The sequence below is a fragment of the Streptomyces sp. NPDC017936 genome (genome assembly GCF_044328485.1).
In the GTDB taxonomy this organism is placed as follows: Bacteria; Actinomycetota; Actinomycetes; order Streptomycetales; family Streptomycetaceae; genus Streptomyces.
Genome location: NZ_JBIRHK010000013.1, coordinates 98,788 through 115,156 on the forward strand (window position 1 = coordinate 98,788; position 16,369 = coordinate 115,156).

At 71.5% G+C, this 16,369-nt stretch carries 13 protein-coding genes; 6 read left to right on the forward strand and 7 right to left on the reverse strand.

Going from position 1 to position 16,369, the window contains the following annotated elements:
- Positions 1-3: 3 nt before the first annotated feature.
- Positions 4-753, reverse strand: coding sequence for an ABC transporter ATP-binding protein (locus ACH4F6_RS25890; protein WP_397962720.1), 750 nt, complete (start codon positions 751-753; stop codon positions 4-6).
- On the reverse strand, positions 750-1,265 hold the full coding sequence (locus ACH4F6_RS25895; protein ID WP_397962721.1) for a PadR family transcriptional regulator: 516 nt from the start codon (positions 1,263-1,265) through the stop codon (positions 750-752). Before ACH4F6_RS25895 ends, ACH4F6_RS25890 begins: the two co-directional genes overlap by 4 nt.
- A 121-nt stretch (positions 1,266-1,386) precedes the next feature.
- Between ACH4F6_RS25895 and ACH4F6_RS25900 the strand changes: the two genes are divergently transcribed.
- From ACH4F6_RS25900 to ACH4F6_RS25920, 5 genes are all read left to right on the forward strand, one after another.
- A complete protein-coding gene (locus ACH4F6_RS25900; protein ID WP_397962722.1) occupies positions 1,387-2,658 on the forward strand; it encodes an ABC transporter substrate-binding protein in 1,272 nt (423 codons plus the stop codon).
- 138 nt (positions 2,659-2,796) lie between these two features.
- A complete protein-coding gene (locus tag ACH4F6_RS25905) occupies positions 2,797-4,458 on the forward strand; it encodes a glycoside hydrolase family 13 protein (RefSeq protein WP_397962723.1) in 1,662 nt (553 codons plus the stop codon).
- Between the two features lie 37 nt (positions 4,459-4,495).
- The gene (locus tag ACH4F6_RS25910; RefSeq protein ID WP_397962724.1) at positions 4,496-5,821 is read left to right on the forward strand and encodes an ABC transporter substrate-binding protein; all 1,326 of its coding nucleotides are present in this window, start codon (positions 4,496-4,498) and stop codon (positions 5,819-5,821) included.
- A gap of 6 nt (positions 5,822-5,827) precedes the next feature.
- On the forward strand, positions 5,828-7,186 hold the full coding sequence (locus tag ACH4F6_RS25915) for an ABC transporter permease subunit (protein ID WP_397962725.1): 1,359 nt from the start codon (positions 5,828-5,830) through the stop codon (positions 7,184-7,186).
- Entirely contained in the window at positions 7,183-8,022 is an 840-nt protein-coding gene (locus ACH4F6_RS25920) for a carbohydrate ABC transporter permease (protein WP_397962726.1), read from the forward strand. Before ACH4F6_RS25915 ends, ACH4F6_RS25920 begins: the two co-directional genes overlap by 4 nt.
- 75 nt (positions 8,023-8,097) lie before the next feature.
- Here ACH4F6_RS25920 and pgl read toward each other — a convergent pair whose 3' ends face one another.
- Genes pgl through tkt form a run of 5 tightly spaced genes read right to left on the reverse strand, consistent with a single transcriptional unit; the run spans position 8,098 to position 14,845 of the window.
- Positions 8,098-8,904: a 6-phosphogluconolactonase gene (pgl, locus tag ACH4F6_RS25925; protein WP_397962727.1), complete on the reverse strand. Its 807-nt coding sequence runs from the start codon at positions 8,902-8,904 to the stop codon at positions 8,098-8,100.
- Positions 8,901-10,067, reverse strand: coding sequence for a glucose-6-phosphate dehydrogenase assembly protein OpcA (gene opcA / locus ACH4F6_RS25930; protein ID WP_397962728.1), 1,167 nt, complete (start codon positions 10,065-10,067; stop codon positions 8,901-8,903). Before opcA ends, pgl begins: the two co-directional genes overlap by 4 nt.
- Positions 10,064-11,602 (reverse strand): glucose-6-phosphate dehydrogenase, encoded by a 1,539-nt coding sequence (gene zwf / locus ACH4F6_RS25935; RefSeq protein WP_397962729.1) that lies wholly within the window; start codon positions 11,600-11,602, stop codon positions 10,064-10,066. The genes opcA and zwf overlap by 4 nt, the downstream gene beginning before the upstream one ends.
- 4 nt (positions 11,603-11,606) lie before the next feature.
- Positions 11,607-12,725, reverse strand: a complete 1,119-nt coding sequence (tal, locus tag ACH4F6_RS25940) for a transaldolase (protein WP_397962730.1) — start codon at positions 12,723-12,725, stop codon at positions 11,607-11,609.
- Between the two features lie 32 nt (positions 12,726-12,757).
- Positions 12,758-14,845, reverse strand: a complete 2,088-nt coding sequence (gene tkt / locus ACH4F6_RS25945) for a transketolase (RefSeq protein ID WP_397962731.1) — start codon at positions 14,843-14,845, stop codon at positions 12,758-12,760.
- Between the two features lie 411 nt (positions 14,846-15,256).
- On the opposite strand from tkt, the gene ACH4F6_RS25950 reads away from it, so the two are divergent.
- A complete protein-coding gene (locus tag ACH4F6_RS25950; RefSeq protein WP_397962883.1) occupies positions 15,257-16,210 on the forward strand; it encodes a heme o synthase in 954 nt (317 codons plus the stop codon).
- Positions 16,211-16,369: the final 159 nt, after the last annotated feature.

Genomic DNA, 16,369 nt, shown 5'->3' on the forward strand with positions numbered 1-16,369 from the left:
ATCTCAGTCCTTCAGCTCCAGCACACCGGACGTCCCGGTGCCGCGTGACGGCGTGCCGTCCAGGGCCGCGTCGTCGGCTATGCGCCCGTCGAAGAAGCTGATCACCCGGTCCGCGGCGCTCGCCAGCCGTGCGTCATGGGTGACCAGCACGATCGTCTGGCCGCGCTGGTGGAAGCGGGACAGCAACCGCATCACCTCGCGGGTGCCCCGGCTGTCCAGGCTGCCCGCGGGCTCGTCGGCGAGCAGCAGCGGCGGACGGTTGACCAGGGCGCGGGCCAGCGCGACCCGCTGCTGCTCACCGCCGGACAGCTCGCCCGGCATGCTCCTCGCCTTGCCCTCGAGGCCCAGCTCCGCCAGCAGCGACTTCCGTTCGGCGCGCGCCTGCCGGGGGGAGGACCCGGCGAGCAGCGCGGGCAGCTCGACGTTGTCGGCGACCGACAGGTTCGACACCAGGTTGAAGAACTGGAAGACGAACCCGATGCGCTTCCTGCGCTCCACCGCCCAGCGGGCCTCGCCGTACGCGTCGGTGCACTCGCCGTCCAGCCACAGGCTGCCGGCGTCCGGTCGTTGCAGTCCGCCGAGCAGGTGCAGCAGCGTCGACTTCCCGGCGCCGGAGGGGCCCGTGATCGCCACGAACTCCCCGGGGAGGACGCACAGGTCGACCCCGCGCACGGCGTGTGCCGGGGCGCCCTCGCCGTGATGGGTCTTGACCAGGCCCTCGGCACGCAGCACGGGAGTGGGGCGGTCGTTCACTCCAGCTCCTCCAGCTCTTCCTGGCACCGCTCCAGCCAGTCGAGGTCGGCTTGCAGGTGCAGCATCGCGCCCTCGATCAGCAGATGGGCGATGCGGTTGTCACGGTCTTCGGCGGCTGCCAGTTTCGACAGGCTGCGCATGGTGTTGAGGTACTGACGCCGCTGTCTGTTGATGAGGGCGATCTGGTCGGCCAGACCGGTCTGCGGGGCGAGGGCCAGTTTCATGAAGAACTCGTCCCGGACCCGCGGCTCGTCCTCGGGCTCCTCGAACCAGGCGCGCAGCGCCTCCCGCCCGGTGTCGGTGAGGTGGTAGACCTTCTTGTTGGGCCGGCTCGACTGCTCGACGTCCTCGCCCTCGATCAGCCCCTGTTTCTCGAGGCGGCCGAGGGTGACGTAGATCTGGCCGACGTTCGGCTGAGGGTACGCGGCGCCCAGCAGTTGCTCAAGGTCGTGCTTGAGCTCGTAGCCGTGGGCCGGACCGCGCGCGAGGAGAGCCAGGAGGGGCAGGCGCACGTGTGCTGTCCTCCTGTCTGGTCAATGTGCTCCAGGCCCTAGTATCGCCCATACCTAACAGGTATACATGGCCTCTGACTCCGGGCGACGGTGCCCGGCGCCGGTGTGCAAGGAGGAACCTATGCGGTGGATACGCGCCGCCGGTAGGGGCCTCCTCGTTCTCGTCGTGGTCCTGACCGGATACGTGGCCTCGGGCGCGCGCGCCGACGACGGGCCACAGGGCGGCCGCGGGCCGCTGACGCTCGCCACGGCCGGAGACCTCACCGGCTATCTCGGCCCCCTGCTGGAGGGCTGGAACCGCACCCATCCCGGCGAGCGGGTCACGCTCGTCGAGCTCCCGGACTCGGCCGACGAGACCCACGCGCAGATGGCCACCGACCTGCGCGACGGCGGCCGCAGCCGCTTCGACGTCCTCAACATCGACGTCAGCTGGACCTCCGAGTTCGCCGCCGCCGGCTGGATCCGCCCGCTGCCCCCCGACCGCTTCCCGCTCGGGACCTTCCTGGCGCCGGTCGTGGACACGGCGACCTACGACGGACGGCTGTACGCCGTTCCGTACGTCACCAACGCCGGCCTCCTGCTGTACCGCAAGGACGTCCTCGCCGCGGAGGGCGTCCCGCCGCCGCGCACCTGGGCGGAGCTGGAACGCTACGCGAGGACCATCGCCCCGAAGCACGGGCTCGACGGCTACGCCGGCCAGTTCCTGCCCTACGAGGGCCTCACCGTCAACGCGGCCGAGGTCGTCTACTCGGCGGGCGGGACGATCCTCGGCGACGAGGGCGCGCGCGTCACCGTGGACTCGGCCGCCGCCCGTGAGGGCATCGGGTTCCTCGCCCGGGGCCTGCGCGAGGGCTGGATACCGCGGCAGGCGCTCAGGTACAAGGAGGAGGAGTCCAAGCAGGCCTTCCAGGACGGTCGGCTGCTCTTCCTGCGCAACTGGCCGTACGCCTACGTCGCCGCCTCGGCCCGGGGGTCCCGGGTCGCCGGGCGGATCGGTGCCGTGCCGCTGCCGGGACCGGACGGTCCGGGCGCCAGCGTGCTCGGCGGCTCGAACCTGGCCGTCACCAGCCACGCACGGCACCCCGACTCGGCCGCGCGGCTGATCGCCTACCTCACCAGTGAGCCGGTGCAGCGCCAGGTCCTCACGCGCGGCGCCCTGCCGCCCGTACGTGCCGCGCTGTACGAGGACCCCGCGTTGATCCGGGCGTTCCCCTATCTGCCGACGCTGCGCGAGAGCGTCCTCGCGGCCGCGCCGCGCCCCAAGAGCCCGCGCTACGACCAGGTCAGCCTGGTGGTGCAGTCGGTCGTGCACGACGCCATGACCGGGCACGAGGCGCCCGCGGCGGCGGTGCGGCGCCTGGCGCGGGAGCTCGCCGCGATCCCTCAGCGATAACTCCCTAGTTACTTGTTAGGTAACGCGGACATCTCATCCTGGCTCAGGGTGCACTGATAAGTCCGGATTCGTTCACCCAACTCTTCGATGCCTTCGTTCTTCTCATTGACACCCTCGCGACACGTCTACCTAACATGCATGCATAACTGCTGCCCTTCACAGAGACAGGTCAACGGGTTGAACAGGCACCACTGGTGGCGTGACGCAGTGATCTACCAGGTGTACGTCCGCAGCTTTCTGGACAGCACCGGTGACGGCATCGGCGACCTCGCCGGGGTCCGGGCCGGACTGCCGTATCTGAGGAAGCTCGGCGTGGACGGGATCTGGCTGAGCCCCTTCTACCCGTCCCCGCAGCACGACCACGGCTACGACGTCGTCGACTACTGCGACGTCGACCCGCTCTTCGGGGACCTCGCCGAGTTCGACCTGCTGGTCGCGGCCGCCCGGCGGCTCGGTGTCAAGGTGCTCCTGGACATCGTCCCCAACCACTGCTCCAGCGAGCACCCGTGGTTCCGCGAGGCGCTCGCCTCCGCTCCCGGCAGCGAGGCCCGGGCCCGCTTCCACTTCGCCGACGGCCGCGGCCCGGACGGCGCCGAGCCGCCCAACAACTGGCACGCCATGTTCGGCGGCCCGGCCTGGAGCCGGGTGACCGAGCCGGACGGGCGCCCCGGCCAGTGGTACCTGCACATGTTCACCCCCGAACAGCCGGACTGGAACTGGCGCACCCCCGAGGTGGCCGCCGAGTTCGACCGGATCCTGCGCTTCTGGCTCGACCGGGGCGTCGACGGCTTCCGCATCGACGTCGCCGCCGGCCTCTTCAAGCACCCCGGCCTGCCCGACTCCCCGGACCCCGAGGCCGACGCCCGCACCCGGGACTCGGTCAACCCGCTCGCCTGGAACCAGCCCGAGGTGCACGACGTGTGGCGGCACTGGCGGGCGGTCTGCGAGGAGTACACGGCACGCGACGGCCGCGAACGGCTCCTGGTCGGCGAGGTCTCCGTCCCGACGGCGCGCGAACACGCCGAGTACGTCCGCCCGGACGAGCTCCACCAGGCCTTCTTCTTCGACCTGCTGAGCGCCCCCTGGAGCGCGGACGCCTTCCGCAAGGTCGTCACCGAGGCCATGGAGGACATAGCCGGCACGGGCTCCACGGTCACCTGGGTCCTCAACAACCACGACCAGGTCCGCACCGTCACCCGCTACGGCGAACCGGCCACCGAGGGCAGCGGACTCGGCACCGCCCGCGCCCGTGCCGCCGCCCTGCTGATGCTGGCGCTGCCCGGCGCCGCCTACATCTACCAGGGCGAGGAACTGGGCCTGCCCGAGGTCGTCGACCTGCCCGACGACGTGCTCACCGACCCGATCTTCCGGCGCACCGGCAGCCGCGCCCGCATCCGCGACGGCTGCCGCGTCCCCCTGCCGTGGTCGGGACAGGCCTCGCCGTTCGGCTTCACCTCCGGTGCCGAGGGCGCCAAGCCCTGGCTGCCGCAGCCGGACTACTTCGCCGAGTACGCCACCGACCGGGCCCTCGCCGACACCCGCTCCTTCTGGCACCTGTACCGCGACGGCCTGCAACTGCGGGCCGCGCTTCCCCAACTGGGCGAGGGCTCGCTGCGCTGGCTGGACACCCCGCCCGGGGTGCTCGCCTTCGTCCGCGGCGACGGACTCGTCTGTGCCGTCAACTTCGGCACGTCCCCCACGCCCGCGCCGGTCTCCGGCACACCGCTGCTGTCCAGCGGCCCCTGCCCGGCCGGCGTCCTGCCCGGTTCGACGTCGGCCTGGTGGCTGACCGACCTCTGACCTCCGTCCACTCCCATTCCCCGAAGGGACATCAACGATGATGCGACGACGTACGACCCTGGTCACCAGTTGCACCGCCCTCGCCCTGGCGTTCGGCGCCACCGCCTGCGGCGGCGGCCCGGTCTCGGCGGGCGGCGGCGACAAGGCACTCAGCGGCCAGACCGTCACCGTGGCCGGCGTGTGGTCCGGCAGCGAGCAGAAGAACTTCCAGAAGGTGCTGGACGCGTTCAGCGAGAAGACCGGCGCGAAGACCCAGTTCGTGTCCACCGGGGACAACGTCTCCACCGTCGTCGGCAGCAAGATCGAGGGCGGCAACGCCCCCGACCTGGTGATGGTCCCGCAGGTCGGCGTGCTCCAGCAGTTCGCCGAGAAGGGCTGGCTCCAGCCCCTCTCCGACACCGCCCGCACGTCCGTGGACGCCAACTTCGCGCCCGTGTGGAAGAAGTACGGCAGCGTCGACGGCACCCTCTACGGCCTGTACTTCAAGGCCGCCCACAAGTCGACGGTCTGGTACAGCCCCGACGCCCTCACCCAGGCCGGCGTCGAGCCGCCCACCACGTACGACGAGATGCTCACCGCCGGGCACACCCTGTCCGATTCCGGACTGTCCGCCTTCTCGGTCGCGGGGCAGGACGGCTGGACCCTCACCGACTGGTTCGAGAACATCTACCTCTCCCAGGCCGGACCCGAGAAGTACGACGCCCTCGCCACCCACCGGCTGAAGTGGACCGACGCGTCGGTGGTCGAGGCGCTGACGAGCCTCGGCAAGCTCTTCAAGGACAAGCAGCTGGTCGCGGGCGGTCAGAAGGAAGCCCTGAACACGGACTTCCCGGGCTCCGTGGAGAAGGTGTTCGGGCCGAAGCCCGAGGCGGGCATGGTCTACGAGGGCGACTTCGTCGCCGGCGTCGCCAAGGACCAGTTCGGCAAGGCGATCGGCAAGGACGCGAACTTCTTCCCGTTCCCGGCGGTCGGCGGCGGTCAGGCCCCGGTGGTCAGCGGCGGCGACGCGGCCGTCGTCCTCAAGGACGGCAAGAACGCCAAGGCGGGCATGGCACTCCTGGAGTACCTGGCGACCCCCGAGGCCGCGGCCGTCTGGGCGAAGGCGGGTGGCTTCCTGTCCCCGAACAAGAACCTCGACCTCGCCTCGTACGGCGACGACGTCACCCGGGCCACCGCCAAGTCCCTCGTCGGCGCCGGGGACTCGGTCCGGTTCGACATGTCCGACCAGGCGCCGGCCGCGTTCGGCGGCACCAAGGGCGCGGGGGAGTGGAAGCTGCTCCAGGACTTCCTGCGCGACCCCTCCGACCCGAAGGCGACCGCGGCCGCGCTGGAGACCGCCGCGGCCAAGGCCTACCGGGGCTGACCGGACATGACCGCGACCCTGGTGAAAGAGGCGGCCCCGCCGCCCGTGGACCGCACCGGTCCCGCGCGGCGCTCCCGGAGGCGGGGGCGGACCGTCGCCCTGCTGTTCGCCCTTCCCGCGCTGCTCCTGCTGGGCGCCCTCGTCGTCTACCCGGTGCTGTTCTCGGTCGGCCGCAGCTTCTTCGACGCGTCCGGCACCCGCTTCGTCGGCGGCGAGAACTACGCGGAGATGTTCCGCGACCCGGCGACCCTCAAGGCCGTACGGAACACGGCGATCTGGGTCGTCGTGGCGCCCGCCCTGCTGACCGGCCTCGGGCTGATCCTCGCCGTGCTGGTGGAGAAGGTCCGCTGGGCGACCGCGTTTAAGCTGCTGCTGTTCATGCCGATGGCGGTGTCCTTCCTCGCCGCCGGCATCATCTTCCGGCTCGCGTACGACGAGGACCCGGACAAGGGCGTGCTGAACGCGGCCGTGGTCGCCGTCCACGACGCCTTCGAGGGCACGTCCGTGTACCCGACGGCCCGCGCACGCGACGGCCAGGGGCTCACCGAACAGGCGGACGGCTCGTACCGGACCGGTGCGAGCGTGTCCCCCGGCGACTCGGTGTCCCTCCCGCTGGTCGGCGTCCCGCCCAAGGACCTGCCCGCGGACGCCGAACCCGCCTACGCGGCCGCCGGCCGCACGGCGGCCCCGGACGAGCTGCGCGGGGTGGTCTACCTGGACTTCACCCCCGGCGGCGGAGGCGAACAGGGCAGGGTGGACCGGCAGGAGAGCGGCCTGCCCGGGACGACCGTGGAGGCGGTCCGCGACGGACGGACGGCCGCCAGCACGACCACCGCGTCGGACGGCTCCTTCCGGTTCTCCGGGCTGGACGCGGGTGCGTACACGCTGCGGCTTCCGGCGTCGAACTTCGCACCGCCGTACGACGGCGTCTCCTGGCTCGGGCCGGCGCTGGTCACTCCGGCGATCATCGGGGCCTACCTGTGGATCTGGACCGGCTTCGCGATGGTGCTGATCGGCGCCGGACTCGCGACGCTGCCCCGGGACGCGCTGGAGGCGGCGCGGATGGACGGGGCGAACGAGTGGCAGATCTTCCGGCGCATCACGGTCCCGCTGCTGGCGCCCGTGCTGACCGTGGTCTTCGTGACCCTGGTGATCAACGTGATGAAGGTCTTCGACCTCGTCTACATCATCGCGCCCGGGCCCGTGCAGGAGGACGCGACCGTGCTCGCGACGCAGATGTGGCTGGTGTCGTTCGGCGGCGGCAACAACCAGGGGCTCGGCAGCGCGCTGGGCGTGCTGCTCCTGCTGCTGGTCGTCCCGGCCATGGTCTTCAACGTCCGCCGTTTCCGAAGGAGTCAGCGATGAACGCCCTCAGGCGCCACCTGGGCAACGGGCTCGTCCAGGCCTTCCTCGTGGTGGTCGGCCTGGTGTGGATGACCCCCCTGGCCGGACTGTTCCTGTCCTCGCTGCGGTCCGCCGGGGACACCGCGAAGGGCGGCTGGTGGACGGTGTTCACCAGCCCCGGGCAGCTGTCCTTCGACAACTACTCGGCGCTGCTGGGGAACGCCGGGATCACCCAGGCGTTCTGGAACACCGTCCTGATCTCGGTGCCGACGACCGTGCTGGTCGTCGTGCTCGCGGCACTCGCCGGATACGCCTTCGCGTGGCTGGACTTCCCCGGTCGGGACGCGGTGTTCCTGGTCGTCGTGGCGCTGCTGGTGGTGCCCGTGCAGATCGGCCTGCTCCCGGTGGCCAAACTCTTCGGTTCGCTCGGGCTGTTCGGGACCGTTCCGGGCGTCGTGCTGTTCCACGTCGCGTACGGACTGCCGTTCGCGGTGTTCCTGCTGCGCAACTACTTCGTCGAGATCCCGAAGGAGATGCTGGAGGCGGCCCGGATGGACGGCGGCAGCGAGTGGCGGATCTTCACCCGCCTGGTCCTGCCGGTGGGCCGGCCGGCCCTCGCCAGCCTCGCCGTCTTCCAGTTCCTGTGGGTGTGGAACGACATGCTGGTCGCGCTGCTGTTCGCGGACAGCTCCGCACAGCCGCTGACCGTCGCGCTCCAGTCCCAGATACGGCAGTTCGGGAGCAACGTCGACGTGCTGGCGCCGGGGGCGTTCGTGTCCCTGGTGGTGCCGGTGGCCGTGTTCTTCGCGTTCCAGCGGCACTTCGTCCAGGGAGTGATGGCGGGCTCGGTGAAGTGACCGCCTCCAGCTACCGAGAGAGGGCGGCGGGCCCCGTGCCCGCCGCCCTCACTCGTGCGCCGCCCGTCGCATCGCTCAGGGCGACGCCGGCGGGTACAGCGTCCTCGGCAGCCGGGAGGCCGCCGCCGCGTCCAGGAGCCACAGGGTCCGGGAGCGGCCCCGGGCGCCGGCCGCCGGCGCCTGGATCTCGCCCGCGCCCGACAGGGCGATGGCCGCCGCCTGCGCCTTGTCCTCGCCGGCCGCGAGCAGCCACACCTCACGGGCCGCCCGGATCGCCGGGAGCGTGAGGGTGATCCGGGTCGGCGGGGGCTTGGGCGCGCCGCGGACGCCGACCACCGTGCGCTCGGTCTCCCGTACGCCCGGCAGCTCCGGGAACAGCGAGGCCACGTGGGTGTCCGGGCCGACGCCCAGCATCAGGACGTCGAACGCGGGCACGGAGTCGCCCGCGGCGCCGGCCGCCGATTTCATCGTCTCGGGGCCGGCCGCCCGGGCCAGTTCCTCGGCGTACGCCTCCGCGGCCGCCTCCACGTCGGAGCCGTACGGACCGTCCGACGCGGGCATGGCGTGCACGCGCTCGGGGTCCACGGGGACGGAGTCCAGCAGGGCCTCGCGGGCCTGCGTGACGTTCCGCTCCGGGTCGCCCTCCGGCAGGAAGCGTTCGTCGCCCCACCACAGGTCGAGCCGGCCCCAGTCGACGGCGTCCCGCGCGGGCGCGGCCGCCAGCGCGGCCAGCAACCCGTTGCCGTTGCGGCCACCGGTGAGGACGACGGACGCGTGGCCCCGGGAGGCCTGCGCGTCCACGATCTTCGTGATCAGGCGGGCCGCGGCGGCCTGCGCCATCAGGTCCTTGTCGCGGTGCACGACGAGCTGCGGCGCGCTCATTTCGCCGCGGCCTTCTTCGCGGGGACCTTCCGGGCGGTCTTCTTCGCCGCCTGCTTCGCGGGCGCCTTCGCGGCCTCCTCGACGGGCGTGTCGACCGCCGCGGGAGCCTCGGACGCCTCGGCGGAAGCCGCCGGCCGTCCGGACTCCCCGGCCTCGTCGGCCGCCGCCGCCTCGTCGGCCGCCGCCGCCTCGTCGGCCGCCGCCGCCTCGTCGGACGCGGCCGCCCCGGACGCCGCCGAGGCGTTCAGCCGCTCCACCCCGAACCGCAGGGCCGAGGCGTACGTGTCGTCCGGGTCCAGCCGGCGCAGCTCCTCCGCGATCAGCTCGGCCGTGTCCCGGCGCTTGAGCGCCACCGCACGGTCGGGCTGGCCCTGGATGGACAGCGTGGCCAGCGAGCCGTCGGCCCGGTCCAGCGCGATCGGGCCGCAGTCGGTGGCCAGGCGCACCGCCGTGAGCCCCGGCCCGGCGGACAGCGAGCGCTTGACGGGCACGTCCAGCCGCTCGCCGAGCCACATCGCCAGCAGCTCGCAGCTCGGGTTGAACTCCTCGCCCTCCACCTCGACCGACTCCACCCGGCAGGCGACCTGGTCCAGGGCCGCGGCCAGCATCGAGCGCCAGGGCGTGATGCGGGTCCACGACAGGTCGGTGTCGCCGGGGGTGTAGGTCTCGGAGCGGGCCGCCAGGTCCCGTACCGGCTGCTCGGCGGCGTAGGTGTCGGTGACACGGCGCTGGGCCAGCGCGCCGAGCGGGTCGGCGGCCGGGTCGAGCGGCGCGTTCACCGGCCACCAGACGACGACCGGCGCGTCCGGCAGCAGCAGCGGCAGCACCACCGACTGCGCGTGGTCGGCCACCTCGCCGTACAGCCGCAGCACGACCGTCTCGCCGGTGCCCGCGTCCGCGCCCACCCGCACCTCGGCGTCCAGGCGGGACCGGGTGCGGTCGCGAGAGGAGCGGGAGACGCGCTTGACGACCACGAGCGTGCGCGAGGGGTGCTCGTGCGAGGCGTCGTCGGCGGCCTTCAGCGCGTCGTACGCGTTCTCCTCGTCCGTGACGATGACCAGCGTGAGCACCATGCCCACGGCCGGCGTGCCGATCGCGCGCCGGCCCTGCACCAGTGCCTTGTTGATCTTGCTGGCCGTGGTGTCCGTGAGGTCTATCTTCATGGCCGGCGCCAGCTCCGTCCGTCTCGTTCGAGCATCTCGTCCGCCTCGACGGGCCCCCAGGTGCCGGCCGGGTACCGCGCGGGCTTGCCGTGCGCGTCCCAGTACTCCTCGATCGGGTCGAGGATCTTCCAGGACAGCTCGACCTCCTCGGTGCGCGGGAAGAGGTTCGAGTCGCCGAGCAGCACGTCCAGGATGAGCCGCTCGTACGCCTCCGGCGAGGACTCGGTGAAGGACTCGCCGTAGGCGAAGTCCATCGACACGTCCCGGATCTCCATCGAGGTGCCCGGCACCTTGGAGCCGAAGCGGACGGTGACGCCCTCGTCGGGCTGGACCCGGATGACGATCGCGTTGGAGCCCAGTTCCTCGGTGGCGGTCGTGTCGAAGGGGGAGTGCGGGGCGCGCTGGAAGACGACCGCGATCTCCGTGACCCGGCGGCCGAGCCGCTTGCCGGTGCGCAGGTAGAAGGGGACGCCCGCCCAGCGGCGGTTGTCGATGCCGACCTTGATGGCGGCGTAGGTGTCGGTCTTCGACTTGGCGTCGATGCCCTCTTCCTCGAGGTAGCCGATGACCTTCGCACCACCCTGCCAGCCGGCCGCGTACTGGGCGCGCACGGTGTCGCGGCCCAGGTCCTTCGGCAGCCGGACCGCGCCCAGGACCTTGGTCTTCTCCGCGGCGAGCGCGTCGGCGTCGAAGGAGGCCGGCTCCTCCATCGCGGTCAGGGCGAGGAGCTGCAGCAGGTGGTTCTGGATGACGTCGCGGGCCGCGCCGATGCCGTCGTAGTAGCCCGCCCGGCCGCCGATGCCGATGTCCTCGGCCATCGTGATCTGCACGTGGTCCACGAACGACCGGTTCCAGATCGGCTCGAACATCGTGTTGGCGAAGCGCAGCGCCAGGATGTTCTGGACGGTCTCCTTGCCCAGGTAGTGGTCGATGCGGAAGACCTGGTCCGGGGCGAAGACCTCATGGACGATCGCGTTGAGCTCCTCGGCCGACCTCAGGTCGTGGCCGAACGGCTTCTCGATGACCGCGCGCCGCCAGGAGCCGCCCGTCTGGTCGGCCAGGCCGTGCTTCTTCAGCTGCTGGATGACCACCGGGAACGCCGACGGCGGCACCGAGAGGTAGAAGGCGAAGTTGCCGCCCGTGCCCTGTGCCTTGTCCAGTTCCTCGATGGTCGAGCGCAGCCGCTCGAACGCGTCGTCGTCGTCGAAGGTGCCCTGCACGAAGCGCATGCCCTGGATGAGCTGCTGCCAGACCTCCTCGCGGAAGGGGGTGCGGGCGTGCTCCTTCACGGCGTCGTGGACTTCCTGGGCGAAGTCCTCGTTGGCCCACTCGCGGCGGGCGAAGCCGACCAGCGAGAAGCCCGGCGGCAGCAGACCCCGGTTGGCGAGGTCGTACACCGCGGGCATCAGCTTCTTCCGCGACAGGTCGCCCGTGACGCCGAAGATGACCAGGCCCGACGGCCCCGCGATACGCGGGAGCCGTCGGTCGGCGGGGTCACGGAGCGGGTTCGCCCCGGAACCGGAAAGGGGGGACAAGGTCTCAGCCCTCCGAAGGAGCGAGGCGCTCCAGCTCCGCCTCGGTCGACTTGAGCAGGTCGTTCCAGGAGGCCTCGAACTTGTCGACGCCCTCGTCCTCCAGCAGCTGCACGACGTCGTCGTACGCGATGCCCAGCTTCTCGACCGCGTCGAGGTCGGCGCGGGCCTGCTCGTACGTGCCGGTGACGGCGTCGCCGCGGATCTCGCCGCGGGCCTCGGTGGCGAACAGGGTCGCCTCCGGCATGGTGTTCACCGTGTTCGGCGCCACCAGCTCGTCCACGTACAGGGTGTCCTTGTACGCCGGGTCCTTCACGCCCGTGGAGGCCCACAGCGGACGCTGCTTGTTGGCGCCCGCCTTCTCCAGCGCGCTCCAGCGGTCGGAGGAGAAGACCTCCTCGTACGCCTGGTAGGCCAGGCGCGCGTTGGCCACGCCGGCCTTGCCGCGGGCGGCCTTGGCCTCGTCGGTGCCGAGGGCGTCGAGCCGCTTGTCGATCTCGGTGTCCACGCGGGACACGAAGAAGGAGGCCACGGAGTGGATCAGGGAGAGGTCGAGTCCCCTCTCCTTCGCCTTCTCCAGGCCCGCGAGGTAGGCGTCCATGACCTCGCGGTAGCGCTCCAGCGAGAAGATCAGGGTGACGTTGACGCTGATGCCGAGACCGATGACCTCGGTGATCGCGGGCAGGCCCGCCCTCGTCGCCGGGATCTTGATCAGCGTGTTGGGGCGGTCGACCAGCCAGGCCAGCTGCTTGGCCTCGGCGACGGTCGCCTTGGTGTGGTGGGCCAGACGCGGGTCGACCTCGATCGACACACGGCCGTCCTGACCGCCGGTGGCGTCGAAGACCGGGCGCAGGATGTCGGCGGCGTCCCGGACGTCCGCCGTGGTGATCATGCGGATGGCCTCTTCGACGGTGACCTTGCGGGCGGCGAGGTCCGACAGCTGCTGGTCGTAGCCGTCGCCCTGCGAGATCGCCTTCTGGAAGATCGACGGGTTGGTGGTGACGCCCACGACGTGCTGCTGGTCGATCAGCTCGGCGAGGTTGCCGGACGTGATCCGCTTGCGCGACAGGTCGTCCAGCCAGATCGCGACGCCTTCCTCGGAGAGGCGCTTGAGTGCGTCTGTCATGGAATACATCTCCTACGTGTCGTGTATGGGCGTCAGCGCTGGGCGGCCGCGAGGGATTCCCGGGCCTGGGCGGCCACGTTCTCGGCGGTGAAGCCGTACTCGCGGAAGAGGACCTTGCCGTCGGCCGAAGCGCCGAAGTGCTCCAGGGAGACGATGCGGCCGGCGTCCCCGACGTACTTGTGCCAGGTGAGACCGATCCCGGCCTCGACCGCGACCCGCGCCTTCACCGACGGCGGCAGCACGGAGTCCCGGTACCCCTGGTCCTGCTCCTCGAACCACTCCACGGACGGCATGGAGACGACCCGCGTCGGCACGCCGTCGGCCTGGAGCCGCTCGCGCGCCTCGACGGCCACGTGCACCTCGGAACCGGTGGCGATCAGGATGACCTGCGCCTCGCCGCCGTCGGCCTCGAACAGGACGTAGCCGCCCTTCGCCGCGTTCTCGTCGGGCTCGTACGTCGGCACGCCCTGGCGGGTGAGGGCCAGACCGTGCGGCTGCCCCTTGCCGAACTCCTTGGTGTGGCGCTTGAGGATCTCGCGCCAGGCGATCGCCGTCTCGTTGGCGTCGGCGGGCCGCACCACGTTCAGGCCGGGGATCGCGCGCAGCGACGCGAGGTGCTCGACCGGCTGGTGGGTGGGGCCGTCCTCGCCGAGGCCGATGGAGTCGTGCGTCCACACGTACGTCACCGGCAGGTGCATCAGGGCCGACAGGCGCACCGCGTTGCGCATGTAGTCGGAGAAGACGAGGAAGGTGCCGCCGTAGATCCGGGTGTTGCCGTGCAGCGCGATGCCGTTCATCTCCGCGGCCATGGAGTGCTCGCGGATGCCGAAGTGGACCGTGCGGCCGTAGGGGTTCGCCTCCGGCAGCGGGTTGCCGGCGGGCAGGAACGACGAGGTCTTGTCGATCGTCGTGTTGTTGGAGCCGGCCAGGTCGGCGGAGCCGCCCCACAGCTCGGGGATGACCGCGCCGAGCGCCTGGAGCACCTTGCCGGACGCGGCGCGGGTGGCGACGCCCTTGCCGGGCTCGAAGACCGGGAGCTTCTCCTCCCAGCCGGCCGGCAGCTCGCCCGCGGCGATGCGGTCGAACTCGGCGGCGCGCTCGGGGTTGTCGTCCCGCCACCGCTGGAAGGACTTCTCCCACCCGGCCTTCGCCTCGGCGCCGCGCTCCAGGGCCTTGCGGGTGTGGGCGATGACCTCGTCGGCGACCTCGAAGGTCTGCTCGGGGTCGAAGCCGAGGACGCGCTTGGTGGCCGCGACCTCGTCGTCGCCGAGCGCCGAGCCGTGCGCGGCCTCGGTGTTCTGCGCGTTCGGGGCCGGCCAGGCGATGATCGAGCGCATCGCGATGAAGGACGGCCTGTCCGTCACCTTCTTCGCTTCCTCGATCGCGGCGTGGATCGCGACCGGGTCGAGGTCGCCGTTCTCCTGCGGCTCCACGCGCTGCACGTGCCAGCCGTAGGCCTCGTAGCGCTTGACGGTGTCCTCGGAGACGGCCGTCTCCGTGTCGCCCTCGATGGAGATGTGGTTGTCGTCCCACAGCAGGACGAGGTTGCCGAGCTTCTGGTGGCCGGCCAGCGAGGACGCCTCGGCGGAGATGCCCTCCTGGAGGCAGCCGTCACCGGCGATGCAGTACACGAAGTGGTCGAAGGGCGACTCGCCGGCCGGGGCCTCGGGGTCGAACAGCCCGCGCTCGTAGCGGGCGGCCATCGCCATGCCGACGGCGTTGGCGACACCCTGCCCCAGCGGGCCCGTGGTCGTCTCCACGCCCGCGGTGTGGCCGTACTCGGGGTGACCGGGGGTCTTCGAACCCCACGTCCGGAAGGCCTTCAGGTCGTCCAGCTCCAGGCCGAAGCCGGCCAGGTACAGCTGGGTGTAGAGGGTCAGGGACGAGTGTCCCGCGGACAGCACGAAACGGTCGCGGCCCACCCAGGCGGGGTCCGCCGGGTCGTGCCGCATCACCTTCTGGAAGAGCGTGTAGGCGACGGGCGCCAGGCTCATCGCCGTACCGGGATGGCCGTTGCCGACCTTCTGTACGGCGTCGGCGGCCAGGACACGGGCCGTGTCCACGGCCCGCTGGTCCAACTCGGTCCACTCGAGGTCTGTGGTGGTCGGCTTGGTGCTCACCCTGGGTCAGGGCTCCTCTCCACATGTCGAATACCGGCTGCTTCGGGCGCGCGCCCACCGGCTGCCGGTGCACTGGGTGCCCACCGGCCGCTGTCGAGCCTACCCCCGTCAGGACGTGCGTTTTTCGAGTCATTACAGACTGCCGGGCCTTCCCGGGATCCGCCTGCCGACCGGCCCGTGACCCGGTCGGCAGATGAATACGGAGCCGCTCATCCGACTGCTCAATCGAGCTTCCGTACGACCGATGAGCGGACCCGTGGGAGACCCCGCCCACACCCCCGGGTGGCCTCCGTCAACACGACCCCACCCCCGCGAAGAGCGAGGTGTGGGCAACGTCTAGAGTGGCGTGGTACGCGCGAGCCCTTACCGGGACCTCACACCGGGGGGCTCGCTGGGATGTCTCTGTCAGGGGTGTGCGTGACGGCCGTTGAATCCCGTCCAGCGGGGGTTATCGGGACGAGCCAGAGCCCGAGTCGGCGGCCGGCCGGGGCCCGGGGCATGGCGTTCGTGGCGCTGACCAAGCCACGGATCATCGAGCTGCTGCTCATCACCACCGTTCCGGTGATGTTCCTGGCGCAGCAAGGGGTGCCGGACCTCGGCCTGGTGCTGCTCACCTGCCTGGGCGGTTACCTCTCCGCGGGCGGCGCCAACGCGCTGAACATGTACATCGACCGCGACATCGACGCCCTGATGGACCGGACCTCGCAGCGCCCCCTGGTCACCGGCATGGTCAGCCCGCGCGAGTGCCTCGCCTTCGGCATCACCCTCGCGGTCGTCTCGACGCTCCTGTTCGGCCTGACCGTCAACTGGCTGTCCGCCTGGCTCGCCCTCGGCGCGCTCCTGTTCTACGTCGTCGTCTACACGATGATCCTCAAGCGGCGGACCGCGCAGAACATCGTCTGGGGCGGCATCGCGGGCTGCATGCCGGTCCTCATCGGCTGGTCCTCGGTCACGAACTCGCTGTCCTGGGCGCCGGTCGTCCTCTTCCTCGTCATGTTCTTCTGGACGCCCCCGCACTACTGGCCGCTGTCCATGAAGGTCAAGGAGGACTACGCGCGCGTGGGCGTGCCGATGCTCCCGGTCGTCGCCTCCAACAAGGTGGTCGCCAAGCAGATCGTGGTCTACAGCTGGGTGATGGTCGCCGTCTCGCTGCTGCTGACCCCGCTCGGTTACACCGGCTGGTTCTACACGGCGGTCGCGCTGGCGGCCGGCGGCTGGTGGCTGTGGGAGGCGCACGCCCTGTTCGGCCGGGCGAAGGCCGAGGTGACGGGGGGCAAGCTCAAGGAGATGCGCCTGTTCCACTGGTCCATCACCTATGTCTCGCTGCTGTTCGTCGCGGTGGCGGTGGACCCCTTCCTCCGTTAGGGCCTCCGGCTCCTGCGCTCGCGCCCCTCGCTCCGGGGCCCGTGCGGCGCGGCGGGCCGGGGGGGGGGGGGGGCGCCCCCCCCCCCCCCCCCCCCGGGGGGCGGGCCCCCGCGGGGGCCCCCCGGCCCGGGGGGCCCCCCCCCCCGGGTGGGCCCGCGG

Excerpts from the sequence above, each read along its gene's own strand:
- ACH4F6_RS25915 (WP_397962725.1), top strand. The coding sequence starts at position 5,828 with ATGACCGCGACCCTGGTGAAAGAGGCGGCCCCGCCGCCCGTGGACCGC.
- ACH4F6_RS25910 (WP_397962724.1), top strand. The coding sequence starts at position 4,496 with ATGATGCGACGACGTACGACCCTGGTCACCAGTTGCACCGCCCTCGCC.
- opcA (WP_397962728.1), bottom strand. The coding sequence starts at position 10,067 with ATGAAGATAGACCTCACGGACACCACGGCCAGCAAGATCAACAAGGCA.
- ACH4F6_RS25905 (WP_397962723.1), top strand. The coding sequence starts at position 2,797 with ATGCATAACTGCTGCCCTTCACAGAGACAGGTCAACGGGTTGAACAGG.
- ACH4F6_RS25900 (WP_397962722.1), top strand. The coding sequence starts at position 1,387 with ATGCGGTGGATACGCGCCGCCGGTAGGGGCCTCCTCGTTCTCGTCGTG.
- ACH4F6_RS25920 (WP_397962726.1), top strand. The coding sequence starts at position 7,183 with ATGAACGCCCTCAGGCGCCACCTGGGCAACGGGCTCGTCCAGGCCTTC.
- tal (WP_397962730.1), bottom strand. The coding sequence starts at position 12,725 with ATGACAGACGCACTCAAGCGCCTCTCCGAGGAAGGCGTCGCGATCTGG.
- pgl (WP_397962727.1), bottom strand. The coding sequence starts at position 8,904 with ATGAGCGCGCCGCAGCTCGTCGTGCACCGCGACAAGGACCTGATGGCG.